General features: G+C 60.4%; 24 protein-coding genes. 7 read left to right on the top strand and 17 right to left on the bottom strand.

What is annotated here, in order from left to right; genetic code table 11:
- Positions 1-42: 42 nt before the first annotated feature.
- The 6 genes from ACB028_RS06605 to ACB028_RS06630 all read right to left on the bottom strand — a co-directional run bounded on the left by ACB028_RS06605 (position 43) and on the right by ACB028_RS06630 (position 4772).
- On the bottom strand, positions 43-633 hold the full coding sequence (locus ACB028_RS06605) for a nucleotidyltransferase family protein (protein WP_371143816.1): 591 nt from the start codon (positions 631-633) through the stop codon (positions 43-45).
- Entirely contained in the window at positions 620-880 is a 261-nt protein-coding gene (locus ACB028_RS06610; protein ID WP_026457815.1) for a GNAT family N-acetyltransferase, read from the bottom strand. Before ACB028_RS06610 ends, ACB028_RS06605 begins: the two co-directional genes overlap by 14 nt.
- Positions 881-1023: 143 nt before the next feature.
- Positions 1024-2208, bottom strand: a complete 1185-nt coding sequence (locus tag ACB028_RS06615) for an iron-containing alcohol dehydrogenase (protein ID WP_371143817.1) — start codon at positions 2206-2208, stop codon at positions 1024-1026.
- Between the two features lie 17 nt (positions 2209-2225).
- Positions 2226-2744 carry a hypothetical protein gene (locus ACB028_RS06620; RefSeq protein ID WP_042028530.1) on the bottom strand — a complete coding sequence of 173 codons (519 nt, stop codon included), beginning with the start codon at positions 2742-2744 and terminating at the stop codon, positions 2226-2228.
- Positions 2725-3315: a TetR/AcrR family transcriptional regulator gene (locus ACB028_RS06625; RefSeq protein WP_042028531.1), complete on the bottom strand. Its 591-nt coding sequence runs from the start codon at positions 3313-3315 to the stop codon at positions 2725-2727. The genes ACB028_RS06620 and ACB028_RS06625 overlap by 20 nt, the downstream gene beginning before the upstream one ends.
- A gap of 14 nt (positions 3316-3329) precedes the next feature.
- Entirely contained in the window at positions 3330-4772 is a 1443-nt protein-coding gene (locus ACB028_RS06630; protein ID WP_371143818.1) for a coniferyl aldehyde dehydrogenase, read from the bottom strand.
- A gap of 212 nt (positions 4773-4984) precedes the next feature.
- Between ACB028_RS06630 and ACB028_RS06635 the strand changes: the two genes are divergently transcribed.
- Positions 4985-5278, top strand: coding sequence for a hypothetical protein (locus ACB028_RS06635; RefSeq protein ID WP_026457877.1), 294 nt, complete (start codon positions 4985-4987; stop codon positions 5276-5278).
- A 218-nt stretch (positions 5279-5496) separates the two neighbouring features.
- The gene (locus ACB028_RS06640; protein WP_042028689.1) at positions 5497-6471 is read left to right on the top strand and encodes a nucleoside hydrolase; all 975 of its coding nucleotides are present in this window, start codon (positions 5497-5499) and stop codon (positions 6469-6471) included.
- Between the two features lie 38 nt (positions 6472-6509).
- On the opposite strand, the gene fliB is transcribed toward ACB028_RS06640, so the two are convergent.
- Positions 6510-7700 carry a flagellin lysine-N-methylase gene (fliB, locus tag ACB028_RS06645; protein WP_371143819.1) on the bottom strand — a complete coding sequence of 397 codons (1191 nt, stop codon included), beginning with the start codon at positions 7698-7700 and terminating at the stop codon, positions 6510-6512.
- Positions 7701-7880: 180 nt separating this feature from the next.
- Between fliB and ACB028_RS06650 the strand changes: the two genes are divergently transcribed.
- Positions 7881-8216: a DUF3634 family protein gene (locus tag ACB028_RS06650; protein WP_371143820.1), complete on the top strand. Its 336-nt coding sequence runs from the start codon at positions 7881-7883 to the stop codon at positions 8214-8216.
- 145 nt (positions 8217-8361) lie between these two features.
- Positions 8362-8730 (top strand): DUF805 domain-containing protein, encoded by a 369-nt coding sequence (locus tag ACB028_RS06655; protein WP_201981346.1) that lies wholly within the window; start codon positions 8362-8364, stop codon positions 8728-8730.
- A gap of 62 nt (positions 8731-8792) precedes the next feature.
- On the opposite strand, the gene tauD is transcribed toward ACB028_RS06655, so the two are convergent.
- The 7 genes from tauD to ACB028_RS06690 all read right to left on the bottom strand — a co-directional run bounded on the left by tauD (position 8793) and on the right by ACB028_RS06690 (position 16852).
- On the bottom strand, positions 8793-9644 hold the full coding sequence (gene tauD, locus ACB028_RS06660) for a taurine dioxygenase (RefSeq protein WP_371143821.1): 852 nt from the start codon (positions 9642-9644) through the stop codon (positions 8793-8795).
- Positions 9641-10480 (bottom strand): taurine ABC transporter permease TauC, encoded by an 840-nt coding sequence (gene tauC, locus ACB028_RS06665; RefSeq protein ID WP_371143822.1) that lies wholly within the window; start codon positions 10478-10480, stop codon positions 9641-9643. The genes tauD and tauC overlap by 4 nt, the downstream gene beginning before the upstream one ends.
- Positions 10477-11244 (bottom strand): taurine ABC transporter ATP-binding subunit, encoded by a 768-nt coding sequence (gene tauB, locus ACB028_RS06670; RefSeq protein ID WP_371143823.1) that lies wholly within the window; start codon positions 11242-11244, stop codon positions 10477-10479. Before tauB ends, tauC begins: the two co-directional genes overlap by 4 nt.
- 23 nt (positions 11245-11267) lie before the next feature.
- Positions 11268-12242 (bottom strand): taurine ABC transporter substrate-binding protein, encoded by a 975-nt coding sequence (gene tauA / locus ACB028_RS06675; protein ID WP_371143824.1) that lies wholly within the window; start codon positions 12240-12242, stop codon positions 11268-11270.
- A gap of 367 nt (positions 12243-12609) precedes the next feature.
- The gene (locus ACB028_RS06680; RefSeq protein WP_354688291.1) at positions 12610-13713 is read right to left on the bottom strand and encodes an ElyC/SanA/YdcF family protein; all 1104 of its coding nucleotides are present in this window, start codon (positions 13711-13713) and stop codon (positions 12610-12612) included.
- Between the two features lie 253 nt (positions 13714-13966).
- Positions 13967-14719: a DNA/RNA non-specific endonuclease gene (locus ACB028_RS06685; RefSeq protein WP_354688290.1), complete on the bottom strand. Its 753-nt coding sequence runs from the start codon at positions 14717-14719 to the stop codon at positions 13967-13969.
- A 240-nt stretch (positions 14720-14959) separates the two neighbouring features.
- A complete protein-coding gene (locus tag ACB028_RS06690; RefSeq protein WP_371143825.1) occupies positions 14960-16852 on the bottom strand; it encodes a PTS fructose transporter subunit EIIC in 1893 nt (630 codons plus the stop codon).
- Between the two features lie 521 nt (positions 16853-17373).
- Between ACB028_RS06690 and ACB028_RS06695 the strand changes: the two genes are divergently transcribed.
- On the top strand, positions 17374-17523 hold the full coding sequence (locus ACB028_RS06695) for a hypothetical protein (RefSeq protein ID WP_167335316.1): 150 nt from the start codon (positions 17374-17376) through the stop codon (positions 17521-17523).
- A gap of 93 nt (positions 17524-17616) precedes the next feature.
- On the opposite strand, the gene ACB028_RS06700 is transcribed toward ACB028_RS06695, so the two are convergent.
- The 3 genes from ACB028_RS06700 to manA all read right to left on the bottom strand — a co-directional run bounded on the left by ACB028_RS06700 (position 17617) and on the right by manA (position 23088).
- Entirely contained in the window at positions 17617-18123 is a 507-nt protein-coding gene (locus ACB028_RS06700) for a hypothetical protein (RefSeq protein ID WP_371143826.1), read from the bottom strand.
- A gap of 270 nt (positions 18124-18393) precedes the next feature.
- The gene (locus ACB028_RS06705; protein WP_371143827.1) at positions 18394-21072 is read right to left on the bottom strand and encodes a GH92 family glycosyl hydrolase; all 2679 of its coding nucleotides are present in this window, start codon (positions 21070-21072) and stop codon (positions 18394-18396) included.
- Positions 21073-21876: 804 nt separating this feature from the next.
- Positions 21877-23088: a mannose-6-phosphate isomerase, class I gene (manA, locus tag ACB028_RS06710; RefSeq protein WP_371143828.1), complete on the bottom strand. Its 1212-nt coding sequence runs from the start codon at positions 23086-23088 to the stop codon at positions 21877-21879.
- A gap of 129 nt (positions 23089-23217) precedes the next feature.
- Here manA and ACB028_RS06715 point away from each other — a divergent pair, with 129 nt between their 5' ends.
- Together ACB028_RS06715 and icd are read left to right on the top strand one after the other, a co-directional pair.
- Positions 23218-24093 (top strand): AraC family transcriptional regulator, encoded by an 876-nt coding sequence (locus ACB028_RS06715; RefSeq protein WP_042028557.1) that lies wholly within the window; start codon positions 23218-23220, stop codon positions 24091-24093.
- Between the two features lie 166 nt (positions 24094-24259).
- Positions 24260-25513, top strand: coding sequence for an NADP-dependent isocitrate dehydrogenase (icd, locus tag ACB028_RS06720; RefSeq protein ID WP_026458529.1), 1254 nt, complete (start codon positions 24260-24262; stop codon positions 25511-25513).
- The last annotated feature ends 21 nt before the right edge of the window (positions 25514-25534 follow it).

A 25534-nucleotide genomic window follows, 5' to 3' on the forward strand; every position in this document is an offset into this window, starting at 1 on the left:
TTTTCATAGTCTGCCCAAGGTTATCGAAAGATTGCAATCCGGTTATGGCCAGTTGATCACAAGGTCAGGCCAGATGGTCTGCCAGCGTTTTTCCTGAATGCGCCGGGTGAAGACCTGGCTCTCCTGGCGGCAGTGGGGGTTGGCGCTCACTTGCAGCGACCAGTTGTGGGCAAAGCCGTAGGGGGCCAGCCACTCGAACTGACCATTCCCGTTCAGGCGCACACCGATGCAGGTGGGCACCTCGACCCAGTGGCCGAGGGCCTCCAGGCTGTTGGTGAAGGGCTCGACCCGTTGGCGTGTGTGCATGCGGGTCTGGTTGCGCGCTTCCCAGCGAAGGCCCGGCACCCTTGCGCTCAGCCAGGCCTCGTGATCCGGCTCAGCCAGCCCCGCCGGATCGCGTTCGTCCAGATAGATGAGATCGATGTCGTTCAGCGGGGTCGGTGCCGACTTGTGGTGCAGGTGATCCCAGATGAGGTTGCGGATAAAGCCGGCGCCGATGGCCCAGTCGGGCAGTGCCAGCTCGGCGGCGGCCGCCAGGCAGGCCATGCGAAGGGGATCTGCCCGCAGCAGGGCTTCGGTACGGGTTTGCAGGTGGCGTTCGTTGACAGACGGTGAAAGCTCAACTGTTGGCATGGCGGCGTAACCAGACATCGATGTAACTGCAGGTGGGCACTATAGTGAGCCCCTGTGCCTGGGTCCAGTCATAGAAAGCCTGGGCCAGCTGATCGGCGATCCCCTGCACCCGTAGCTCCGGCGGGACGAAAGTGCTGTAGGCATCGATGGTCTTGGCATCGAGGCGGCGGTAGCGCAGCCGTGACTCCTTGCCGTCTACCACACAGATGAACTGCTGCTGGTTGGCCTGATGAATGATCTCGTTCATGGTGTCACCTCTGATGCTAAAGGGCTGCCTGGACAGGATAAGGGTTAGCCAAGGTATAGAACAGATCATCGTGGCCCGTGGCCAATATCCCGCAGATCCACAACCGGGGGGGCGGTACCCGCGCTCCCCGATGTGCGCTTTCGTTACGCCCAGGCCCGCTCCAGCAGGGTGAGCAATTGCTCACGATCGGCATCCTTGCGGTTGAACAGCATGGCACCGTCGTTGATGGCCAGGTCGCGGATCTCGGTCAGCAGCGAGCGATCGCTCACTCCTGCCTCATTCAGGGTGCGAGGCAGTTTGACCTCCTGCCACAGGGTATCGCGCAGGGCGCGAATGGCCGCGATGGTCGCCTCGGCCCGCTGATGGGCGGGGGTGGCGGCAAAGCGCTCCGCCCCCACCAGCGGCAGCAGCAGGCGGGCCAGCTCGCCATCCACCTCGGGGCGGTTGTAGTCGAGTACGGTGGGCAGAAAGAGGTTCATGCACAGGCCATGGGGCAGATGGCAGCGTGCCCCTAGGCTGTGGCCGAGGGCATGGACCAGCCCCACCATGGAGTTGGAAAATGCCATGCCCGCCAGGGTCGACCCTTCCGCCAGCTGCAGCCGCAGCTGGCGGTTTTGCGGATCCTTGACGATGAGTGGCAGGGCGCCGGCAATCTTTTCCACCGCCATCAGGGCGAGGGCATCGCTGACCGGATTCTTGGCGGTGCCGATAAAGGCCTCGATGGCGTGGGTCATGGCATCCATGGCGGTGGCGGCGGTGATGTTGAGGGGCAGCCCCTGGGTGAGACGCGGATCGAGCACAGCCAGCTGCGGCAACAGGAAGGGGGAGGTGAAGGGGACCTTGCGCCCGCTCGCCTCATCCTTGATCACCGCCACCAGTGTCACTTCGGAGCCGGTCCCCGCCGTGGTGGGCACCACCGCCAGCGGCTTGAGGGGGCGGGTGAGGCAGCCTGCCCCCGCGTAGTCGAGCAGATGTTCTCCCCCAAGGCTGACGAGGATGTTGACCGCCTTGGCGGTGTCGATGACCGAGCCACCCCCCAGCGCCACCAGGCTGTCACAGCCAAGCTCCGCGTAGCGTTTGGCGATCCGTTCCACCACGGCGGTGGAGGAGTCGGCCGGGATCTCGTCCCAGATGGCGGCGACCGGCAGCTCCCCCTCGGCCAGCACATTGGCCAGCAGGGTGGCAAGGCCGGTGCCATTGACCCCCTTGTCGGTCAGCAGCAGGGGACGGCGCGCCCCCAGGCTCGCCAGTTCGCTGGCCAGCTGCTCCAGCGCCTGTTCGCCGGCCATCAGCTTGACCGGGCAGAAGAAATCGTAATAACGGCTCATCTTGTGGCTCCTTGTTCTCAGCCGGTCACCAGACCCAGATAAATGTTGCAGGCCCGGCCGAGCTTGTTGGCCGGGGCCGGATAGTGGCGCAGCAATGGCCGCGCGATGAAGGCGGGCAGGATCAGGGACTGTAACTGCTCAAGCCCCCGCACCAGGTGCATGGCACAGGTGAGATCCCCCTCCACCAGCAGCCGGTTTTCACTGAACGCCTGATTGACCCCGAGCCGGAAACTCAAGGCGCGAAACGCGATATTGGGGTGCTTGAAGCGCACCCGCAGCGGGTGGATGCAGGCGTGAGGGGCCGGCGGCGGGCCAGCCAGCCAGCGACCGCCCTGCTTGTGGATCTGCATGGCATAGGGGAGGCCACCCACCTCAAGGCGAATGGCCAGCCCGTCCGGCAGGGGGGCGAGCTCGCGGCGCACCACCTCATCGACGCGGGCAGCGCGGCAGAGGGTGCGCCCCACCACCCACAAGAGAAGGGTGATCCAGAGGTGGCGGCCCCGGTTGGCCAGGGATTCAAGGGTTGGATGTGTCATCGAGGTTGGCTCCTGAGATGGCGGACCAGAACAGGGCGAAGGCACTGGCTTGCCAGTGGGCATCCTGCCCGAGCTCGGGTTGATCGACGAACAGGGAGGCGCAGGCCAGAAACTGCCCCTGGCACACCTCCAGCATCAGGGGGGCGGGGGCCTGCATCAGCTCGCCGCTCGCCTGACCCTGGGCCAGCAGGGCTGGCAGAAAACGCAGGGCATCGTTCAGCACCTTGCTGCGGGTCTCTCTGGCCAGCATGGGGGAGTGAAAGAAGCCCAGTACGAACTTGAGTTCATTGGGGTGCGCCAGCATCCACGCCATGGCCAGCTGCCAGTAGTGGCGGGTCTGCTCGCGCAGGGAGAGAGCGGGATCGGCCTCGCAGATGGCGGCCCCCATGCGTTGCTTGACGTCCTGATAGAGCTGCAGGATCAACGCCTCCTTGCTCGGAAAATGGTGGAACAGGGTGCCGTTGGCCACCCCGGCCGCCTTGGCGATGCGGGCGGTGGCGGCTCCCTGCAGGCCATCCTCGGCGCACAGGGCCAGGGCGGCGTCCAGGATTTGGCGACGCTTGTCGGTCATGGCGAACTCCTCGATCAGCGCAGGAAGAAGGCCAGCATCAGCTTCTGGATCCAGCCCTTGTAGGGCGGGTGGATCAAAGAGCCGGTAGTGAACTTGCCGCGGGTCAGCACGGTTTTCGCCTTGGAGAAGGTGAGGAATCCCTCGTGACCGTGGTAGTGGCCCATGCCGGAGGCGCCTATGCCGCCAAACGGCACATCGTCGGCCGCCACCTGGAACAGGCTCTCGTTGATGGCCATGCCGCCGGAGTGGCTCTCCCGGGTCACTTTGGCCTGCAGCTCGGGATCGAAGCTCATCAGGTAGAGCGCCAGCGGGCGGGGCCGCTCGGCCACGTAGGCGAGGGCTTCCTCCAGGGTGTCGTAGGGGATGAGCGGCAGCAGGGGGCCGAAGATCTCCTGCTGCATCACCTGGCAGCGTTCCGGCACCTCGGTCAGCAGGTGGGGGGCCAGCAGGCGTCGGCTGTCATCCCGTGCCGGCGAGGCGCAGGGGTGCAGCTGGGCGCCCGCCTGTTCGGCTTCCTCCAGCCAGCCAACCAGGCGCTGGTACTGGCGATCGTTGATGATGGCGCCGTAATCCGGGCTGGCCAGCCCCTTGGGATAGAGCCTGGCAAAGCGGGCGCGATAGGCGGCGATGAAGTTGTCCACCTCGGCGCGGGGCAGTAGCACATAGTCGGGGGCGACGCAGATCTGCCCGGCATTGAGGCTCTTGCCGAAGATCATCCGCTCCACCGCGGTGGCCACCGGCATGTCGGGGGCGATCAGGCAGGGGCTCTTGCCGCCCAGCTCCAGGGTGAGAGGGGTGAGCTGGGGCGCGGCGGCGGCCATCACCAGCTTGCCCACCTGGGTGGAGCCGGTAAACAGCAGGTGATCGAAGGGCAGAGAGCTGAAGGCGGCCGCCATCTGGGCATCCCCTTCGATGATCACCAGCTCATTGTCGTCAAACACGCTGGTGAGCAGGGTGCGCAGTACGGCATTGGTGTGGGGGGTGAACTCGGAGAGCTTGAGCATGGCACGGTTGCCGGCGGCGATGGCGGTGATGAGAGGGCCGAGGCTCAGCATCACCGGGAAATTCCATGGCACTATGATGCCAACCACCCCGAGGGGCTGGAAGTGCACCTCCACCTTGGCGGGGGCCAGCAGCAGGCCCGCGTGGCGGCGGTGGGGCTGCATCCAGCGTTTGAGACGCTTTTGGGTATAGTTGATCTGCATGATGCAGGGCAGTACGTCGGCGATCAGGCTGTCGTAGTGACTGCGCTGGCCGTAATCCTCTGCCAGCGCCTTGCACAGGGGCTGTTTGTGCGCCAGCAAGGCCTGTTTCAGCTTGCCCAATTGCGCCTTGCGCTCGGCCAGGGTAGGCATGGGATGGGCCATATAGGCCTGCTTAAGCCGGGCCAGCTGATCCGGCAGGGAGAGTTTGATGGCTTGGGTATCCTCAGGATGGTGAAACGGTGCCGCGCCCATGATCTTCTCCGTATGAAAAACAACCGACTGATTGGTCGGTCTAAATTTAGCGATTTGTTGCGTAGATGTAAAGCTGGCATGCTGAGGCCTCGTCACTGTGGGCTGGAGGCAAGAGAGAACTGTGTTACACCCCACACTTTTGCGGTTTGTTGATTGGTGGCTTATCCAATAAGGGGTAGTTTTCAACTATTCATCTACACGGAGAGAGCATTATGACCAGGGAACTGAACAGCTTGTTGGCGCGGCTTGAAGATGTGGTCGAGCGGATGCCGGACTGTTTCAACACCTATGAATTTGCCCAGAAGCTGGCGCTGCAATATCAGCCGGAATATTTTGCCGCCGGCCACTCCCTGGCCGAACATGAGGGCAAGGTGCTGCGGGTACTGCACCAGAAGATTGCCGAGGCGCTGGCGGTCAGTGATGTGGTGATAGAGGGAGCCCTTCTGCCCTGCGTCACCCCTTGGGGGGAGAAGGCCACCTCTCCGCGCTGGCATCGCAAGCACTAAGCCATAGGGGTCTGTGCTCGCGGCTTGTCCCGACGAGTGGCAGATGCGGATAATGCAAAGAAAAGGGGCGCGGCGCCGGCAAGGGGCCGCGCCCCTTGCATCTTCATCGCCAGGCCCGGTTGTGACGGGTTCTGTGATCCCCTGCCGGGATTGGTTGCGACGGGCCGGGTAGACTCTCCCCTTTGTCGCTGTAGGGAGGCCCCATGACTGACAACACCCTGACTCACAAGATTATTCTCGATACCGATCCGGGCATCGACGATGCCATGGCTATCCTGTTTGCCGAGGCGCACCCCGCCATCGACCTGCTCGCCATCACCACCGTCTTTGGCAACGCCACCATCGACAACGGTACTCGCAACGCCCTCTGGCTCAAGCAAAAATATGGCATGAAGGCGGATGTGGCCAGGGGCGCGGCGGGACCGCTTCGGCGCGAACCGGTCGGCCCCACGACCGTGGTGCACGGCCCGAGCGGCTTTGGCGATCTGGAAGCGGGGGAGGTCACCATAGCCCCGGATCCCCGTCCGGCCTGGCAATATATCGTCGAGGCGGTGAAGGCGGCGCCCGGCGAGATCACGGTCGTGACCATAGGGCCGCTCACCAATCTGGCGCTGGCGCTGCAGCATGCCCCCGAGATCACCAAACTGGTGAAGCAGGTAGTGGTGATGGGGGGCGCCTTTGGCGTCAACGGTCATCGCGGCAATGTGACCCCCTATGCCGAGGCCAACATCCACGACGATCCCGATGCCGCCGACCAGGTCTTTACCGCAAACTGGCCCCTGGTGATCATCGGGCTGGACGTGACCCAGCAGAGCTTTTTCAGCAGCGCCTATCTCGATGCCCTGCGCGACGAGGCGGGGGAGCCGGGCCGCTTCCTGTGGGAGGTGAGCCGCTTTTATCTCAGGTTTTACTCCGATCGCATCGGCCTGGATGGTTGCCATGTGCACGACCCCTCCGCCATCGCCTATGTGATAGACCCGACCCTGTTCACCCTGCGCGAGGGGCCGGTGCGGGTCATCACCCATGGCCCCGCCATCGGCCATACCCTGCAAAAGTTCGATGGCAAATCCCATCCCCATGATGAGTGGGCAACTTGCCCTGCCCAGCGGGTCGGGGTGGCGGTGCGGGACGAAGCGCTGCTCGCCCTCTATCGCGAAACCCTGGTGGCCTGGGGCGCCGGGCGCGGCGCATAACCCCTGGTGTGGCGGGCCACTCACCCGCCACACTCTCTTCACATGGCGCTATCCGGCGCCACTGCGGTCTGCAGCAGCGCGTAGAGGGCGACATCGTTGTGCTCGCCCCCCTCGCTCAGCACCCTGGCGATGGCTGCTTCATAGTCGCCATTGTGCTGGCGCAGGCTGTGGTAGCTGTAGAAGAGATCCACGATATCCTGCTCGCTCAGCTTGTTCTCCATGGCCAGCAGGCAGAGGTAGCTGCGCAGCAGAAAGTAGTCGGCGATCAGCAGCTGATAGCACTGCTGCGGGGTGCGCTCCGGGTGGTAGGGAAAATTGTGGTGATAGACGTAATAGACCAGATAGTTGTGCAGGATATGGGGGCGCGCCGTCAGAAACGGGGCGACCTGGTGGTGCCAGACTTCGTGTAGCTGAGCCAGCTGCCCGGTATTGAAGTCCCCGCTCAGCAGCCGCTGGATCTGCTCCAGACATCGCTGCATAGTGGCCAGTCCACGCCCGGCTCTCGCTCTGGCATTCACCACCTGCAGGCAGGTCAGCTGATGCAGGGCTGACCATTGTACCTGGCTGATGAAAGGGAGCTGGGCAAAGGCGGCCGAGAGCTGCCCCGCCTCCACCAGCTGCCCAATCTGGGCCAGAAAAGCGTCATGGGAGAGGGGGCCGGGATCCCGGTGGATCAGCAGGCCAATGACCCAGAGTTTCTCCTCTACACTCATCCCGCTAGCCAGCAGCACGTCGAGAATATGGCTGTGCAGTTGCTCGGTTTGGGGCGGCAGGATCTGCTCCTTGTAATAGCCATTGAAGGGGGTGACCTCCATCATCATGGCGGCGGGGTCGAGCAGTACCTGGCGGCACGCCTCGGGGCAGGAGAGTGCCAGACTCAGCTTGTGATGGCTGCCCAAGCGGCTTGAGACCCTGGGGTAGCTCTGGCAGGTGAGGCTCAGATCCTGCGCCCCGGCCCGCTTGTGGATCTGGCACAGCCCCTCGCTCAGGAAGGGGCAGTGCCCGGTGTCGTCAAGGTCGATGCTGGCCCACTCCTCGTTCGAGCGTCTGATCTGGGTCAGAGAACCCGCGGCGATGTGCTGGATCAGCGGATCCGGGTGTGCGAGGTAGTGACGGTAAGTCTTCTTGTCGATGTTGATGTGCCAGCCATGGCAGCAATTGTCTTCACACTGATCGCCAATACATTGAAATTGAGCATAAAACCTGGGGGTGAACTGGTGCGCAGTCATAAGGTCTCCGTCAAAGATTGGTCGTTTTATTAAAAGGTCTACCCGCAAGCAAGATGGGTGCCTGTTTACCATTGGGTGCGACCCAGTACAGCTCAACCTTCGGGGTGTGAGCCCGGCCCCATAAAAGGCACTCTCTTGGTGGTTATACTGCCAGATATCAAGACGTTGGGAGGGAACGACATGGCCTGGTTATCCTTGGGAGTTGCACTTGCCCTGATCTGGTGGCTGATGAGGCTGGGGCGTGGCGCCCTGTTCGAGATCCGGCTGCAACCAGGCAAGGTGGTGGTCAAGGAGGGCAAGGTGCCTCCCGCGTTTCTTGAGCAGATCAAGCAGATACTGCGTCACGAGACGGTGCGTGGACGGATCCTCGGCCAGCTTGATGGCGACAGAGTGAGGCTGGTGTTTTCCCGATCCATTCCCGAGCCGGTCGCCCAGCGTTTTCGCAATGTCTTCCCCTATGGCGATTACCATCAGCCCGTGGCGCGGCGGCCCGGCCCCCAGGCGCGCAAGAGATAGCGGCCCCAAAGAGTATTGCCAGAGTGCTCAGCCTGGTCTGATAGACAGGCAGGCGTTGCGGCGGGTCTTTTTGCTCGCACCCCGCCAGTGAACTCGTTAAGCTCTGGCCCTATGCATTCTGTTTTCACTTGAGCCTGGAGGCGCAATGAACTGGTATCTTGCCGTACTCAAAAAATATGCCGTATTCAGCGGGCGGGCCCACCGCACCGAATACTGGATGTTCGTGCTGTTCAACCTGCTGGCCGTGCTGCTGATGAAGACGCTGGACAAGGTGCTGGGCAGCAACGAACTGCTCAGCGGCATCTACTCCCTGGCCGTATTGCTGCCGGCCCTGGCGGTGGCGGCCCGCCGCCTGCACGACACTGACCGCACCGGCTGGTGGTTGCTTATCGGCCTCATTCCCGTGGTGGGCACCCTGGTGCTGATCTACTTCCTGGTCTGTCAGGGGAATAGCGGCCCCAACCGCTTCGGGGACGATCCCAAGGCGCCTGCGCCCCAGGGGTTTATCAGTTAGGGAATGTTGCCATTAGTCATGAGATGAGGGAGGCCGATGCCTCCCTCTTTCGTTGCCGGACGTCAAGAGGCGCGCCAGAAAGGCTTGTCACCGAGCACGGTCGCCCTGTGCATGATACGCCGGGCCGGCAGATAGTCGGCGTTGGCGTAGTGCTGGGTGACCCGGTTGTCCCAGATGGCGATGTCGTTCTCCCGCCAGCGCCAGCGCACCTGATACTCGGGCCTGGCGATATGGCGAAACAGGAAGGCGAGCAGTGCCTCGCTCTCTTGCGCCGGCAAGTCGGGCAGGCGGGTGGTGAAGCCCTCGTTGACGAACAGCGCCTGGCGACCGCTCAGGGGATGGGTGCGGACCACAGGGTGGCGCAGCGGTGGGTGACGGGCCGCCGCTTCCTGCCAGCGCCGGTATTCTGCCGGGCTGGCGTTATGGCGATGGGCCGGGAACGATTTGGTGAAGTCGTGTTCGGCCTCCAGCCCTGCCAACAGTTGTTGCAGGCGGGGGGAGAGCCCCTCGAAGGCGGCGATGCCGCTGGCCCACAGGGTATCGCCCCCCACCGGCGGCAGCTGCTTGGCGGCCAGAATGGCCAGGGCCGGCGGCGTCTCGATAAAGGTGACATCGGTGTGCCAGTTGTTGTTGTCCGGCGGATTGTCGTTATGGGTGTCGAGCACGATGATCTCCTCGGCCTCCGGCGCATGGGGGTACACGGGGTGAATGTGCAGATCGCCGAAGCGGTGGGCCAGCGCCCGCTGTGATAGCGGGGTGATGGGCTGCTCTCGAAAGAACAGCACCTGATGGGTCAGCAGGGCTTGCTGGATAAGTTCGAACAGCTGCCCGCTCAGGGGCTCGGCCAGGGTGAGACCGCTTATCTCGGCACCGATATGGGGGCCGAGGGGGGTGATGCGCAGGGAATTGCTCATAGTCCTTCTCCATGCCACGGCGTCAGGCGACGCTGCAGCGCACGTAAACCAAGCTCCAGAATGAAGGCGATCAGGGCGATCACCAGAATGCCCGCCAGCACCACGTCGGTAGCGAGAAACTCGCCGGCGGATTGCACCATGAAGCCCACGCCGCGGGTGGCGGCGATGAGCTCGGCCGCCACCAGGGTGGACCAGCCGACCCCGAGCCCGATGCGCAGCCCGGTGAGGATCTCCGGCAGGGCGCCGGGCACTGTGACGTGCCACAGCACCTGCCAGCGGTTGGCGCCGAGCGCCCGGGCGGCCCGCGCTCGCACCTGTTTGGCGCCCTTCACCCCGGCCAGAGTCGCCATGGCGATCGGCGCGAAGATGGCCAGATAGATGAGCAGCACCTTGGCGGTTTCGCCGATGCCAAACCAGATCACCATGAGCGGCAGATAGGCGAGCGGCGGCACCGGTCGGTAGAGCTCGATCAGCGGGTCGAGCATGGCGCGCAGTGTGGGGTTGAGCCCCATGGCCATGCCCACCGTCACGCCGCACAGGGTGGCGGCCGCGAGGGCGATGAGGATGCGCCGCATGCTGGCGGCGAGGTGCTGCCAGAGAGTGGCATCCATGAAGCCCTGCGGCCCTGCGATAGTAACCAGCTGCTGCAGCACCTGGCTTGGGGGCGGCAGGAACAACGGGCTGATCCAGCCAAGGCGCGCTACCAGCCACCAGAGGGTCAACAGGGCGCCGAGGGTAAGCAGGCTCACCCCAAGCCGGCGCGGCAGGGGCCAGCGCAGTCTGCGGCGCAGGGCATGGCGGGCCGGGTTCAGGGAACGGGAGAGGGCAAGGCTCATGCAAACACCTCCCGCTCGGCGAAGACCCGGCCGAGTACGTACTCGCGCCGCGCGATAAAGGCGGGATCCGACTTGATGCTGCGGCAGGGCTCGCCGGCCGCGAAGCGGCGGCCAAAATCCAGGGTCAGCCGCTCCATCACCCGCCCCGGTGAGGGGGAGAGCAGCACCAGTTCGGTGGCCATGAATACTGCCTCCTCGATGTCGTGGGTGATGAGCAGCACCTGGCGGCGCTGCTCGTGCCACAGGCGCAGCAACAGGGTCTGCATCTGCTCGCGGGTAAAGGCGTCGAGGGCGCCGAAGGGCTCGTCGAGCAGCAGCAGTTGCGGTTGGTTGGCCAGCGCCCGGGCGATGCCGACCCGTTGGCGCTGACCGCCGGAAAGTTGCCAGATGAATGCGTGACTGGCCTCCTCCAGCCCCACCTTGCGCAGCATGGCCAGCGCCCTGGCTTCGCGCTCGCGGCGCGGCACACCGGCCAGCTGCAGCCCGAAGGCGACGTTGTCCAGCACGTTGCGCCAGGGCAGCAGCCCCTCGTGCTGAAAGACCACCCCTCGCTCGGCGCCAGGGCCGGTCACCGGTTTACCGTGCAGGGTGATTTTCCCCTGCTGATGGGGCTGAAATCCGGCGATGAGATTGAGCAGGGTGGTCTTGCCGCAGCCGGAGGGGCCAAGCACCACCATCAGCTCCCCCGCATCCAGGGTCAGGTTGATGTTGTCGAGGACTCTGCGCCCGTCGTAGTCGGCGCACAGGTGAGTGAGCTGCAGCATGGCTACCTCCTTGTGATACAGGGTCAGTGGGGTTGGGCCTTGACGAAACGGTCGGTCACGTAATCGCGATAGTCGCTGCCGGCGCTTCGCACCTTGCCTTGTTCCTTGAGAAAGCGGCTGGTGTCGATGATGGTCTGGTTTACCAGCTTGCCCAGCTCTGCACTCTGCTGGCTGGCGCTCAGGTAGGTGTTGCCGCGAACCAGGCCGGGTACGTCCGCCTCGGGCACGCCGCTCAAGGCTGACAGCTTGGCGAGGTTGTCCGGCTTTGCCAGCCAGCCGTCGGGGTTGGCCAGGTAGTCGCGCTGGGCCGCCAGGGTGCTGTCGACGAAAGCCTGCACCACCTCGGGATGGGCCTTGGCAAACTCTTTTCGCACCACCCACACATCCAGGGTGGGGGCCCCCCACTTGCCCACCTGAGCCGAGTCGGTCAGCACCTTGCCCTCCTTGCTCAGCTCGTTGAGGGCCGGTGCCCAGACATAGGCACCATCGATGTCGCCCCGCTGCCAGGCGGCGATGATGGCCGGCGGCTGCAGGTTGATGATCTGCAGGCTGGCCGGATCCACTCCCCAATGCCTGAGCGCCGCCAGCAGACTGTAGTGGGTGGTGGAGGTAAAGGGGACGGCGATGCGCTTGCCGGCCAGGGCGGCGGGGGAGGGAAGATCCTGTTTGACCACCAGCGCCTCCGAGCTGCCGAGCTGGGAGGCGAGCAGAAACACCTCGATGGGCACGTTTTGGCTTGCCGCCACCGCCAGCGGGCTGGAGCCGATATTGCCGATCTGCACGTCGCCGGAGGCGAGCGCCCGTACCACACTGGCGCCGCTGTCGAACTTGAGCCATTTCACCGTGGCGCCGCTGGCGCGGGCAAAGGTGCCGTCGGCCTGGGCCACCTTGGCCGGTTCAGCGGAAGTTTGGTAGGCCACTGTTACCTCGATGGCGTTGGCCTGCAGGCTGATGATGGCGAGGGCCGCCAGCCAGAGAGAATATCCTTTCCTTGTCATGATGCTATTCCGTTATCAGGAGAGTGGAACAGCTGTTTTCCCATTTATCTGACTGACAATGAAAGAACGAAAATATTGTTATGGTGAGCAATGGTTCTTAGAAAAAGAACGGTAATTCAATGTGTTTATTTATATATCTCAATCATCGAAGTCGATATTTATCAAGCGGAAAACAGCGTCTGAATATATTTCCCTGCGTGAGATAAAACGTCCGATAAATTGAGGAGTGGCCACTTCGCTTTATCAGACAAGAGATGGTTCAATGAGCGATAGCGGCAAAAAGAGAGCCCTTTTTGGCAATAATAAAACCCGCCAAAGGGGCGGGTTTTATTGTCTATCATGGAGGGGTCGGCTTGAAGCCGGGGGATCAGCGCTCCAGCAGGGGGGCGGAGCGGTAGCTCCACATGCCGTAGGTACGCAGGGCGTCGCGGTAGATGCCAAGCAGCTCGTTTTCGCTCGGGGTGGCCAGCTCCTTGAGGGGCTTGTCCGGGTAGCTGACACTCACCACCTTGATCCCGGCCGGGCCAATCTGATCGCAGGCGATCTCGAGCAGGGTCTGGCCACGGCGCACATGGCTCGCCGAGCTGACCAGCACGGCTTGGTCAATCTGGTGACGGGCCAGGGCATAGGCGCTGTAGAGGGCGTTGTCCACCGTGCTGGTGGCGTAGTTCTCCTCAATGAGGCGGCTGCGGTCGATGCCGTGCTTCACCAGCCAGTCGGCCATCAGCTTGCCCTCGGTCTGACGATTCTGCGGCACCCCGCCGGTCAGGATGATGAGGGCATCCGGATCCGCCTTGGCCAGCTCCAGGGTGGTCTGCAAGCGGCCCAGCAGGATCTTGTCCATGCTGCCGTCCGGATTCAGGGCATAGCCCAGGGTGACGATGGCCCGTTTGCCCTCTTTGGCCGCCTTGATCTGATCGTCCGTCAGTTTGGTCTGCAGCGGCGTGGTGGTCACCCGCTGTACCCGGGCGATGATTTCCTCCAGATCGGCGGCGCGTCCGCCGTTGCGATCGGCCACCTTGGCCAGATAGGTGCGCGATGCCTCCTTGTTGCCCTTCACCAGTTGCCAGATGGCGAGATAGGAGTTGATGTCGAGATCATCGGGCGCCACCGCTTGGGCCTGTTCGAACAGGGCGATGGCCCGGGTCAGGTTGCCGTTGTAAATCTGGGCATTGGCCGCCGAGATCAGCAGATCGGTGCGATAGGGCTCCAGCTGGTAGGCGGCCAGCAGCCGCTCGGTCACCAGCTCCATGTTGCTCGGCATCTTGGCGGTAAAGCCGGCGTGGGAGATCTTGGCCGGGGACTTGTAGATCTGCAGCGCCTCGCCGAGCAGCATGTCCACCGCCTGGCGTTTGCTGACCAGGGTATTGAGATCGCTCTCCATCTGCATCGTACTGTCGGCCGCAAGCAGGGGGAGGGGGGAGAGGGCCAGCAAGCCGCCTAACGTCAGGGCAATCAGGGTCTGTTTCATCTGTGATTCCTCTGTGTGGGCGCCATCAGGCGCCATATTTGCTATCAGATGCCGTGTGCTGCTTATAAATGCGTGATAATTCATCGGGTTATCAATAAACCTTGGCATTAAAAGCAAAGTGAGAAATATAACAGGAAAGGGGAGAGCAAACTGTGAGACAGGCCGGCAAGGCCGGGGATTGAAACCGCCCCCGGGAAGGGCGGGAGTGCAGGCCAGCCAGATGGCATGGCCTGCGTGAGCGCATCGGCAGCAATCAGTTCCACATGGGGGAGACCCTGGCCTCCAGCGTCTCCTGCTGCTCGTAGGGCATGTCGCTGAAGAAGTCGAGCTGGGTCTGCTCTTCCACCTCACGCACCGAGACACGGTAGTTGGCGATCTGGCTGGTGGGGATATCCTCTTGCGGCATGATGAAGGCGATGGCCTGCAGCCTGGCCGGGTCCATCACTATCTTGTAGTAGGCGCTCGGGATCATCACCCCGTTGCCGATGTACTCTTCCGAGTGGGTGAAGACGGGGCCGGTGATCACCTGCACATCCTCGCGCGCGATGGCCCAGTGACGCACCTTCTCTTCCAGAATGCGCCACGCCTTCTGGTTCAGGGCCGGCAGTTGCGGCGTCATGTTGGTCAACAGGAAGCTCTGCTTCATGGTCACCTCGGTGGCGGCCATGTCGGCTGCCGGAGCCTGGTGGCCACGGTCATAGCCGGAACGCTTGTAGTCAGCCAGGGTGGCGCGAAAGGCGACCGGCACCTCCTTGTCTTCGGCAAAGGCATCCTTGCGTTTGACCTTGCCCTGAGCGCTCTCGACCGTCATCCGGTAGGAGACCCAGTTCGCTACCTTGTAGTCGTAGTTGTAGCCCGCTGCGTATCCCTGACGGCACAACTCCTGATCCGAGCCGGCCGGGGTGCCGAAGCGCACGTGATCGCCGCAGACAAAGCCGGCGGCAAAGCCGGGTGCGGCACCGAGGGTGAGGGTGATAGCCAGAACCAATTTATTGATTTTTATCATTTTTGTGATGCTCCAGTTTAGTAGGCGGAGCCATTTGACATGAGATCTGACTAGCGATTCAATTGCTGTTTTTTTACACGAAGCGGATTTGTGACGGCGCGCCGGGATTTGGGGGAAGGGTAGTTAATGTGTTTTAAATCAGTGGTTTGCCATATGAGATGATGAAAAGTTGGTCGCTGCTAACAGAGCAGGGGCCCGTAATGGGCCCCTGCTGCTGGTGGCAAAGCATGTCACGGCGGATTAGGCCGCATCTTGCCCCGTGCTTGCCCGGGTGCGGGCCAGCAGCCCGTCCGGGTCGTGGATCGCCTCCCGGATCTTGGTGTCGATCACCTCGATATCCTTGAAGCGCTCGCGGTACTTGATGGCCACGTCGTGGGCCAGGATGACGCAGCGGGCGTTGGCCACATCTTTGGCGGTGATGCGGTTGATGATGCCGTTGGCGCCCTGGGTCTCCACCTTGAGCTTGATCCCCGCCCTGGCGGCTGCCTTCTGCAGGCTCTTGGCAGCGAGGAAGGTGTGGGCCACGCCGGAGGGGCAGGCGGTGATGGCGAGTACGTCCGCTTCTCCTTCCGCCTCGATGGCCTGGTAGTCATCTGCTGTGCTCGTTTCCTCTTCCTCCTCGGTCACCGGCTTTTTCAGCAGGTTGACTATGATGGCGGTGGTCAGGGCACCGAGCAGGGTTCCGACGATATAGCCTATCTTACCCTCGACTACCGGCAGTACGATCCAGCCCCCCCAGGGGGCATGGTTGATGCTGTTCATCATGAAGCCGGTGACGTTGCCGACTATGCCCCCCGCGACGATGGCCGGAATGACCCGCACCGGATCGGCGGCGGCGAACGGAATGGCCCCCTCGCTGATGCCGATCATTCCCATGATGGCCGCTGCCTTGCCCGATTCACGCTCCTCTTTCTTGTATCTTTTCGGGGACATCAGGGTGGCCAATGCCATGCCGAGTGGCGGCACGCAGATGGCGATGCCGACGCCGCCCATCAGCCAGGGCTGGGTATCGACCTGGGTCTGGGCGAACAGGGTCGCTACCTTGTTGACCGGGCCGCCCATGTCAAAGGCGGTCATGCCCCCCAAAATGGTGCCCAGCATCACCTTGCCGGAGCCCGCCATGCCGGAGAGCCACTGGTTCATCGATTCCATCATGGCGGCAATCGGTGCACCAATTACCCACATGACGATGCCGCACACCAGGAAGGTGCCGATCAGCGGATAGATAAAGATGGAGCCGAGGGAACTCATGGAGTCAGGCAGCTTTATCCGCTTGAGCTGGTTGACCACAAAGCCGGCGATAAAGCCCACCAGAATGGCCCCAAGAAAACCGGTCTGATAGTGCTGTACCGCCACCCAGGAGCCGATCATGCCGGGGGCCAGGCCCGGTTTGTCGGCCAGCGAATAGGCGATATAGCCACCGAGCACGGCAGTAAAGAGAGTGAGTCCGGCGATCCCCATGGTCGCCATGTCCTTGAGAAAACCTGTCTCTGGCACGGCCCCTTTACCGCTCATCATCACGGAGAGCGACAGCAGCACGCCCCCCGCCACGATAAAGGGGATCATGTGGGAGGTACCAAACAGCAGATGCTGTTTCAGGGTCGCGAGCCGCTCCTTGAAGCCACGCTCCCTGGCAGGTTCTTCTTCTTCGGTGGGGAGGGCCGCCTTGGCGGGTTGCGCCGCGCAGGATCCTGCCGAGAGCAGCGACAGCACCTCATCGACTTTGGTGGCTGCCTTCATCTGCTCGATAAAACCCGGCGCCAGCAGGCGGGTTGAGAGCTCGGCCAACACCTCGATATGGTGGTTGGCCCCGCCCTCGGGGGAGGCGATCATGAAAAACAGCTGGGCGGGCTGGCCATCTTCGGAGCCGTATTCGATCCCCTGCTGGCTGATCCCGATGGCAATGGCCGGACGGCGCACTGCGCCGCTCTTGGCATGGGGCAGGGCCACACCCTGCTCGAAGCCTGTGCAGTCAAGCTGCTCCCGGGCCCAGAGATCGCTGATAAATTGTTGCCGATCCGACACGGCGCCATCGCGCACCAGCAACTCGGCCATCTCGTCAAACAGGGCCTCCTTGCTGGTTGCCCGTAATGCCAGGCAGATGAGTCCGTCATTAGTCATGGTGGGTAACATTTCACTCTCCTTGCTCTTCCCGAGCGTCATGAGGTGGGGTCAGTTGTCCCGAATATTGTTCTCCCCTTGCCGGCCTGCCGAAATCGGACAAATGTGCCGTTCACTGGATTTTTGTGCGCCATGCCCCGCCCTGTGACCCTGCTCGCACTTTTATTGCGCCGGTTAATGTTCATTCATTTTAATTAATTGCATTTAAAAACAGATGGTTGAAGGCAGATTCTATAGATGGGGAACCAACTGCTGAGCAATGATTCAATTGGGATAAAAACACGGGATGGAGAATTGTGTGATGGCCAAGGCGTGAGCGAAATGTGAGCGGATAGACAGAAATCGGCAGTAGCCATGAGTGAGCTAAGTGGGGCTCATGTGGAAAGTAAAACAAAATTTTAGATTGGTTTCGCTACAATCAATCGTTTATTTCGTTGGGCAGTTGCGCGATTCCGGATGTCAGAATAGGGGAGAGCAGGTTGGCCAAGTGCCGTCAGCCAGTGTGTAACTCTATGAATGAAGGAGACATTCTGATGGAAAAACTAGACCAAGAGATCGACACCATGCGTCAGGAGCTGGAGCTGCAGGGTCTGAAACAGGCCCACGACAAGTGGCAAGCCCGGGTCGATGAACTGGAGCGCATCCGCTCCTCTGAGCCTCACTCTGAAGAGGCCGAGTATTAGCCCGCTCTGATGGTCGCAGTCCGTTTTTCTGACATAGCGAAAGGATCGCCAGAATAACCCAACCCCCACCGCCCAGCGGGCCGTGGGGGTTAATTATTGCGGCCCGGCACCGTTTTGTGTCTGCCACTGCTGCAGGCGCTGTTTCAGTGAACCCTCGCCCGGGCTGATAAAATCATCCAACAGAAAACAGCGGCGATCGCCGGCAGTTTTAAATTGAAAGGTGACGGCTCTTGGCTCTTGCCGGGTCTCCGAGAGCATAAAGTGGTAATCCATGCTGACCGAGACGATGCCATCCTGCTGGCCAGCCAGGCGGAAAGTGATGGGCCCGGTGACCTCGCCATCTTGCGCACTGATCCAGGGATCGGCATCGATGGCGCACACTTCCCCTTCGCCATTACACTTGGCTTCCTCGCTCAGCACGGCAAAAAATGCCGGTGTCAGCAGCGCTTTCACCTTTGCCGGTTCTGCGTAATAGAAGTCCCTGTGTTCACTCCAAAAAGCCTTGGCCAGCTTGACCGCGGCTGCATTGTCACAGGCGGCGTAACCTGGGCCACTCGATAGTGCCAAGAGTAAAAGTGATAACCCGGAATAGCGTTTCATGATGTTCTTCCTGAACGTGCGCAGGTAACGGACGAGCGAGGCCCATGGATATGGCAAAAATGCGTGATAGCCAGACGGGAATCATACCCAATGACACAATGGGTTAAAGCGCGAAATCATAAAGAGTTGCGGTGTATCAAGAAATGAACCGACGATAACTGTTTTGTGCGCGTGCGACATGGGAAGGGCCATCAGATTGGCCCTCCCCAAATATGATATGAAAGCGATTTATCGCCAGAAGGGGGGAATTCTTCCCCCCTTAAAACCGGATCAACGGGATCCTTCGGGCATATCGCTTTCGTGCAGGAAGGTGCCGATGCCTTGCGCCGGTGGCAGATCTTCGGGTTGAGCTCCCCACTCCTTGTTGGGGGTATCTCCCATCACAAATTCAAGCTCACCGCCATTCATGATGTCGTCATGGGTCAGGTAGGTGCGCGTGAATTCACTGCCATTGAGTCGTGCCGACTGGATAAAGATATTGTCGCGGCTGACATTTTGCGCCTTGACTGTGAATCTCTTGCCATTGCCCACATCGATGGACGCCGTTTCGAACATGGGTGTCCCTATCTCGTAGATGCCGGACGATGCATTGACCGGGAAGAAACCCAGCGCACGGAACACGAACCAGGCTGACAGCGTGCCGAAGTCATCGTTGCCACAAATACCGTCAGGGGTATTTTTGTAACAAACGTTGGTTGTGTCGACGATGACGGCCTGGGTTTTCCAGGGTTGACCAACGTAGTTGTAGAGATAGGGCACGTGGATATCCGGCTCGTTGCCCTGTACATGCTGACCCACATTGCCCGTATTGAAGATGGGGAACTGGTTGTCCGCGGCGTTGCGATCCGGGTAGGTGGTCCAGTATTCGTCCAGCCGCCTGACAAACAAGTTGCCACGTTTCGCCGAAGGGTCCTGCTTCTGGTCGAAGCGGGTCATCAGGTCGATCAGGCCTGAAATATCGTGCTGGACGCTGAACGAATATTGCCAGCCGTTGGACTCGGTAAATGCCCAGTTGAACATCTCCGGACGCCAGTTTTTGCCGGCTTCCCGTCCCGTTTTCGGATCTACCCAGTTGGCGTCAATAAAGTTGCCAGCATAATCGCGGGCCTTGAACCAGCCTTTGTATTGGCCACCAAAGTCAAATTGCGCTTGCCAGTTGTTCGAGCGATCCGCGAACTCTTGATAGCGAGGATCGTCTTCACCAAATACGGTCTTGACGGATTGGGCGATGGCCCAGTCGTTCATGGAGTACTCCAGCGAATAGGATGCAGTCCAGGAGTCTTTGAAGGGAGAATGGGCCGCCCAGGGGTCAGAGGGGGGTTGATCGTGAAGCTGGGCCGGTACATAACCCTGCTCTTCGTACTCCTTGATCCACGCTACTCCCTGGCTGGTCGAGGCGCGCGCATCGGTCACCATGGCATTCACGAGGCGTTCCTTGATCTGCTGGCGCTCTGCATCATTAAAACCAAGGTCAATCATGCGTTTATCAAGGGAGCCCTTGGATAAAACGTCATGGATGACAGGGGTCGAATGCATGCCCATCATCATGCCGGTCTCATTGCCTTTGAGAGTCCATTCTGGCAAGCGCCCTTTACGCATGTTGCCCTCATCGTCGATCCACTCCTCTTCTGCATAGGAGAGCATGGAGAGGACGACATCCGCGAGACGATCCGGTTCCAGGATGGAGGAGAGAGGTTGCACGGCGCGATAGGTGTCCCAGAGGGAGAAGGTGTCATAGCGGGTAAAGTCGGCTTTACCGTCTCTGTTGGCATCGGCGGTACGAACTGACTCTTTCAGCGTCTCGGTCAGCTTTCCGTCTTGGGTGTTGCCATCGGGATTTGCGCCGCTTCCCTGATGCACTTGGCGGTAGCGACCATCCAAATCGGAGTAGATAGTCTGGCCCAGGTAGGCATGATAGAGCGCCGTGTAGAAGGTCTGTTTGTACTCTTCATCACCGCTAACCCGGATTTTTCCCAGCTCGTTTTCCCATTTCCGGGTGGCGGCTTGCCGGACATCATCAAATGTCATGCCAGCCACTTTGGTCATGTTGAGCGAGGCGCCTGATTTGCCCTCCTTGCCTATTTCGACGCTGGAGAGGGCCACCTTGGCCTCAACGGTCAAGCCCGTCGTCGAGGTATCAAATTCCACATAGGCGCGGACAGGCTGATAATTGTCGATCGCCTCGTTGGCCATTTCCGTGGTGCTTTGCCTCGCGTCGATATAGCGATCCCGTTCTTTGTCGTAGTAGGCAAAGCGGATGTTTTTGATTGGCTGATTGAACTCCATCACGAAGAACTCTTTCTGGCTGGGGGCCCAGCCATAAGAGAAGCGATAGCCTTCGATGCGGTTATTCTCCTTGTCCCACTTCATCTCTGTTCCTGATGTGCCGTCGATAAAACTGACACCCAGGTTAATCACTATTTCGGATCTCTCATCGCGAGGAAAGGTATAACGATGGACACCGACGCGATCGCCTGCAGTCAATTCGGCCTTGATGCCGTAATCGAGCAGATCCACCTTGTAGTAGCCCGCCGTCGCCTGTTGATCCTTGTGACGATAACGGGATGCTTCGAGATTGCCCCCCTTCTCTATCTTGTAATCGGATCGCGAGTTGATGGGCATCACCAGAATATCATTCAAGTCGGTGGCACCCGCCCCAGAGAGATGGGTATGAGAGAAACCGGCGATGCGTCTGTCGTGATAGTAATAGCCGGACGTATATTCCCAGCCAACAGCCCCATTATTCGGGGAGAGCTGGATCATGCCGTGAGGGGTGGTTGCGCCAGGATAGGTATTGCCGAGATTACCCGTACCGATTAATGGATTGACGTAGCGGGTGACACCCAATTCGGGAGGGCTGACAGGATCTTGCGTGTCCTCCTTGCATCCGGCAATGACCATCAACCCGGCTAGGGTCGCACAAGCGAGCAGGAGAGGAGCCTGTTTCATAATAAACTCCGTTATATTGTGATTGGTGTGTGATGGAAAATAGGGGGGCTGAAAACTTTTTCAGATGCAGGGTATAGGAGTCAGATAGTATTTGGTTGCGAGTAGGATCACACTCTATTTAAAACAAATAAAGGTGTAATCTATGTCTTTGATTATCGCATCTAGTAATTATTATCACAATAACTACAAATATTGGTTTTAATGCGACAAATGGATAGAGAGGATTTTTTCATGCAATTGCATTGTGCAGCTATATACTCCTTCCTTTTGTGCGGAATTTTTATATTGGTATTCATATTGTTTCCCGACATAACGCATTGTTATATCTTGATTTTTAATAGATGGGTTTATTAAATCATGAGTTTTTATGAGCGTTATATTGGATGAGGTTTTATTCTGATTGGAAATAATTAAATGTCGCATGCTGTCGATACGTTGAAGTCGAGAGCGTGAGCCGGATCTTATAAAGACGCGGCAGGAAAAGTATGGATTAACGGGAACTGTCTGTTATTAACTAACGTATTCTTTTAGGTCGCAGCCATGGATAGGGTCATCATTAGATGCCGCTTGGCAGAAACGGCGATATCCCGGCTCAAGACGCTGACAGTTAATAACTGCTGGTTGATCCAGAAAATAGTCCCGCCAGTATCTAAACATGGGTTAAAAGACGACCCTTCCTGTGCGGTTGATGGGGCGAGGGCGAATCAGTTAAGTCAGGTGAACAGTAACGCAGAGAACAACAGCAAGGGCCATCCATGATGGCCCTTGTGCGTGTATCGGCTCTTTAACTCGCCGGTTCGCGCCTTAGTAGCGGTTGCCTGCGCGGGCGACCCGGCCTTCGGCCAGCAGTTGATAACTGCCGGTGGCGGCGGGGATAAAGGCGGATTGTCCCTTCTCGAGACGCAGGGTGTCATCACCGCGCTTGAGGATGACGGGGCCGTCGATGGCAAACAGGATCTCGGCGCTGGCGGTGGTGAGCTGATGCTCACCCGCCGGATAGACGCTGAAGGTAAAGTCCGGTACCGGCACCTCGAAGTGCTGTACCGCACCCTCGCGGCGGGGGGCCAGCAGGATCTGGTCATCCGGCTTGGGCAGGCAGTGGGTGCAATCCAGGAGCTCGGCTACATCTATGTATTTGGGGGTGAGGCCGGCGCGCAGCACGTTGTCGGAGTTGGCCATGATCTCAAGGCCGGTACCGCGCACATAGGCGTGGGGGGTGCAGGCATCAAGGAACATCGCCTGACCGGGCTGCAGGGTTACCACGTTCAGCAAGAGCGGCGAGAAGAGCCCCACATCCCCCGGGTACTGGGCGGCGAGGGAGGTAATGAGGGCAAAGGTCTCTTCATCCTGATGTTCATTGGCGTAGGCCAGCAGATCGATCAGCGCCGCCTCTTTGCGTACCCCTTCCAGCATCAACAACTGCTGGAAGAATTGTTGCAACCCGGCTTCGCCCTGATTGGCTGCGTGAGCGGCGGCAAGGGCCCCGGTCAGATCGGCGATAGCCGCCAGCTTGACCCGCTCGAACAGCGCCAGGATGGCGGGAATGGATCGAAAGCCGTTCATCGCCTGATACGGGGTGAGGGCAAACACCAGCTCGGGCTTGTGGTTGGGATCCTTGTAGTTGCGATTGGCTGCCTTGGGCGAGATACCGGCGGCCTCTTCCCTGGCAAAACCGGCTTCAGCCTGCGCCTTGCTCGGGTGCACCTGGATGGAGAGAGCCTTCTCGGCGCACAGCACCTTGAACAGGAACGGCAGGCTGCCAAAGCGAGCGAGGGTTGCCTCACCCAGCACGGCGGCCGGGGCACTCTCGATCAGGGTGGAGAGCTTTTGTACCTGATCGCCGCAGGTGATCTCGGAGCAGCCGTTGGGGTGTGCCCCCATCCACAGCTCGGCCTGGGGTTTGCCCTCCGGATTGGGGATCCCGAACAGGGTGGTGAGGGAGTCATGACTGCCCCAGTCGTAGCCTTGAATCGGGTTTTGCATCAACAGAAAGGAGGGCAAGACGCTACTGCTCATAAGAATGCCTCGTTTTAAGATGAAGAGGAGCGGGTGAAGAAAAGGGTGGCATTGATAGTCCGAGCCGGACTATAACATGGGCCATTGCGTGCGCCGCAACCGCTTGCCTCTCTCTTGATCAGGATCAGCATGTCACTCATTTTCAGCCAGTTGCTTGATGGTGCCCTCGGTGAACAGGTTCCGTTCGACCAAATCTGGTTCGCCAGTGAACAGGGTCTGCCCCCAAGCTTCAGCTATCAGGTCAACTTTCCCCGCCTCGAGCTGGTGTTCAGCGGCGAGTACCTTAACCAGGTGTGGGACAGGGAGGCTGGCAGCAAGGAGATTGGTGTGCAGCCCGGGCAGGCGCTCTATATCCCTCCCAACGGCTGGAACAAGCCGCTCTGGACCACCGACTGCTCCGTATTGAGCCTGCTGTTTGGCAAGCGCCAGATAGGGTTCAGCCTGGTGAGCAAACGCCGGGAAGAGCCCGATTTTTTCGACGTGCAAAAACACAGCATCATGGCCCGGGCGGGTCATGTGACGGAGCATATTCTGGGAGCGCTCAATGTGCTGGCCGAGGATCCCGGTCGTGCGCCTACTGACGATCTGCTGCTGCAGGCGCTGCTCACCAGTACGCGTCAGTTGCTGGCAGAGTCCGCCGTTGACAGGCCGCGGGGGGCGGATCTGTTTCACGGCATCTGCATCTATATCCAGGAAAATTTTCACCGCCCCATTACCCGCGACTCCATCGCTCACCGCTTCAATGTCTCCGCCAGCCATCTTTCCCACCTGTTTCGTGAGCAGGGCCATATGCGCCTGGCCGATTACATCAGCTGGGTGCGCATCGACCGGGCCAAATTCATGCTGAAAAAGTACCGCTTCCGCTTGGAGGAGGTAGCCAGCCGTTGTGGTTACACCGATGTAAATTACTTCTGCCGGGTGTTCAAGCAGAAGACGGGATTGACGCCGTCCCAATACCGCGCCCTGAGCCAACCCCAGACATTGGCCTGCGAGGCCGAAGGATAGCGACTGGCGCCAGAGCCGCGGCCGGGGCGGGATTGTGACCCGGATCGCCCGGGGGCTACCTCTTTGGTCTGACATGGGTGATCGCCATTTTATTATGAAAATGAATGGGCTAAGATGGCCGCGCGCAACGATCAGATTGATAACAAACGGAAGTTAGGAGATGCCGATGGAAAGCAAAGTAGTTATCCCGACCCAGGGCCAGAAAATCACAGTCGATGCCAACGGCAAGCTGCAGGTTCCCCACAATCCCATCATTCCGTTTATCGAAGGGGATGGTATCGGCGTGGACGTGACCCCGGCCATGTTGAATGTGGTGAATGCCGCGGTCGAGAAAGCCTACAAAGGCGAGCGCAAGATCGCCTGGATGGAGATCTATACCGGCGAGAAATCGACTCATGTCTATGGCGAAGGTGCCTGGCTGCCGGCCGAAACCCTGGATTTCATTCGTGAATACTGCGTGGCCATCAAGGGCCCCCTGACCACCCCGGTCGGCGGCGGTATTCGCTCCCTCAACGTGGCCCTGCGCCAGGAGCTGGATCTCTACGTCTGCCTGCGCCCGGTCCGTTACTACGAGGGCACCCCGAGCCCGGTCAAGCGTCCTGATCTGACCGACATGGTGATCTTCCGCGAGAACGCCGAAGACATCTATGCCGGCATCGAGTGGAAGGCCGACAGCGATGAAGCCAAGAAGGTGATTTCCTTCCTGCAAAACGAGATGGGCGTGAAGAAAATTCGCTTCCCCGAGACCTGCGGCATCGGCATCAAGCCCATGTCCAAGGCCGGTACCGAGCGTCTGGTGCGCGCCGCCATCGAGTACGCTATCGACAACGATCGCGACTCCGTGACCTTGGTGCACAAGGGCAACATCATGAAGTTCACCGAAGGTGCCTTCAAGGATTGGGGCTACGCCCTGGCCCAGAAAGAGTACGACGCCCAGCTCATCGACGGCGGCCCCTGGTGCTCCTTCAAGAACCCCAAGACCGGCAAGACCATCGTCGTCAAGGACGTCATCGCCGATGCCTTCCTGCAGCAGATCCTGCTGCGTCCGGCCGAGTATGACGTCATCGCCTGTATGAACCTCAACGGTGACTACATCTCCGACGCCCTGGCGGCCCAGGTCGGCGGCATCGGTATTGCCCCGGGCGCCAACATCGGCGACGGTGTGGCCCTGTTCGAAGCAACCCACGGCACCGCGCCGAAGTACGCCGGTCAGGACAAGGTCAACCCGGGCTCGCTGATCCTCTCTGCCGAGATGATGCTGCGCCACTTGGGCTGGACCGAGGCAGCTGACCTCATCGTCAAGGGGATGGAAGCGGCCATCGCCAACAAGACCGTCACCTATGACTTCGAGCGTCTGATGGAAGGTGCTACCCTGCGCTCCTGCTCCCAGTTTGCTCAGGACATGATCGACCAGATGTAAGTCTGTACAGATGCAAAAGGC

Origin of the sequence: Aeromonas sp. S9(2024) (genome assembly GCF_041403185.1) — a bacterium.
In the GTDB taxonomy this organism is placed as follows: Bacteria; Pseudomonadota; Gammaproteobacteria; order Enterobacterales; family Aeromonadaceae; genus Aeromonas; species Aeromonas enteropelogenes.

What these genes read in the sequence shown, in the direction of transcription:
- tauC (WP_371143822.1), bottom strand. Translation starts at nt 10,480, where the DNA reads ATGAGCCTTGCCCTCTCCCGTTCCCTGAACCCGGCCCGCCATGCCCTG.
- ACB028_RS06605 (WP_371143816.1), bottom strand. Translation starts at nt 633, where the DNA reads ATGCCAACAGTTGAGCTTTCACCGTCTGTCAACGAACGCCACCTGCAA.
- ACB028_RS06635 (WP_026457877.1), top strand. Translation starts at nt 4,985, where the DNA reads ATGACCAGGGAACTGAACAGCTTGTTGGCGCGGCTTGAAGATGTGGTC.
- ACB028_RS06700 (WP_371143826.1), bottom strand. Translation starts at nt 18,123, where the DNA reads ATGAAACGCTATTCCGGGTTATCACTTTTACTCTTGGCACTATCGAGT.
- icd (WP_026458529.1), top strand. Translation starts at nt 24,260, where the DNA reads ATGGAAAGCAAAGTAGTTATCCCGACCCAGGGCCAGAAAATCACAGTC.
- tauD (WP_371143821.1), bottom strand. Translation starts at nt 9,644, where the DNA reads ATGAGCAATTCCCTGCGCATCACCCCCCTCGGCCCCCATATCGGTGCC.
- ACB028_RS06680 (WP_354688291.1), bottom strand. Translation starts at nt 13,713, where the DNA reads ATGAAACAGACCCTGATTGCCCTGACGTTAGGCGGCTTGCTGGCCCTC.
- ACB028_RS06715 (WP_042028557.1), top strand. Translation starts at nt 23,218, where the DNA reads ATGTCACTCATTTTCAGCCAGTTGCTTGATGGTGCCCTCGGTGAACAG.
- ACB028_RS06685 (WP_354688290.1), bottom strand. Translation starts at nt 14,719, where the DNA reads ATGATAAAAATCAATAAATTGGTTCTGGCTATCACCCTCACCCTCGGT.
- ACB028_RS06705 (WP_371143827.1), bottom strand. Translation starts at nt 21,072, where the DNA reads ATGAAACAGGCTCCTCTCCTGCTCGCTTGTGCGACCCTAGCCGGGTTG.
- fliB (WP_371143819.1), bottom strand. Translation starts at nt 7,700, where the DNA reads ATGACTGCGCACCAGTTCACCCCCAGGTTTTATGCTCAATTTCAATGT.
- ACB028_RS06690 (WP_371143825.1), bottom strand. Translation starts at nt 16,852, where the DNA reads ATGTTACCCACCATGACTAATGACGGACTCATCTGCCTGGCATTACGG.
- tauA (WP_371143824.1), bottom strand. Translation starts at nt 12,242, where the DNA reads ATGACAAGGAAAGGATATTCTCTCTGGCTGGCGGCCCTCGCCATCATC.
- ACB028_RS06615 (WP_371143817.1), bottom strand. Translation starts at nt 2,208, where the DNA reads ATGAGCCGTTATTACGATTTCTTCTGCCCGGTCAAGCTGATGGCCGGC.
- ACB028_RS06650 (WP_371143820.1), top strand. Translation starts at nt 7,881, where the DNA reads ATGGCCTGGTTATCCTTGGGAGTTGCACTTGCCCTGATCTGGTGGCTG.
- ACB028_RS06655 (WP_201981346.1), top strand. Translation starts at nt 8,362, where the DNA reads ATGAACTGGTATCTTGCCGTACTCAAAAAATATGCCGTATTCAGCGGG.
- ACB028_RS06610 (WP_026457815.1), bottom strand. Translation starts at nt 880, where the DNA reads ATGAACGAGATCATTCATCAGGCCAACCAGCAGCAGTTCATCTGTGTG.
- ACB028_RS06620 (WP_042028530.1), bottom strand. Translation starts at nt 2,744, where the DNA reads ATGACACATCCAACCCTTGAATCCCTGGCCAACCGGGGCCGCCACCTC.
- ACB028_RS06625 (WP_042028531.1), bottom strand. Translation starts at nt 3,315, where the DNA reads ATGACCGACAAGCGTCGCCAAATCCTGGACGCCGCCCTGGCCCTGTGC.
- tauB (WP_371143823.1), bottom strand. Translation starts at nt 11,244, where the DNA reads ATGCTGCAGCTCACTCACCTGTGCGCCGACTACGACGGGCGCAGAGTC.
- manA (WP_371143828.1), bottom strand. Translation starts at nt 23,088, where the DNA reads ATGAGCAGTAGCGTCTTGCCCTCCTTTCTGTTGATGCAAAACCCGATT.
- ACB028_RS06630 (WP_371143818.1), bottom strand. Translation starts at nt 4,772, where the DNA reads ATGGGCGCGGCACCGTTTCACCATCCTGAGGATACCCAAGCCATCAAA.
- ACB028_RS06695 (WP_167335316.1), top strand. Translation starts at nt 17,374, where the DNA reads ATGGAAAAACTAGACCAAGAGATCGACACCATGCGTCAGGAGCTGGAG.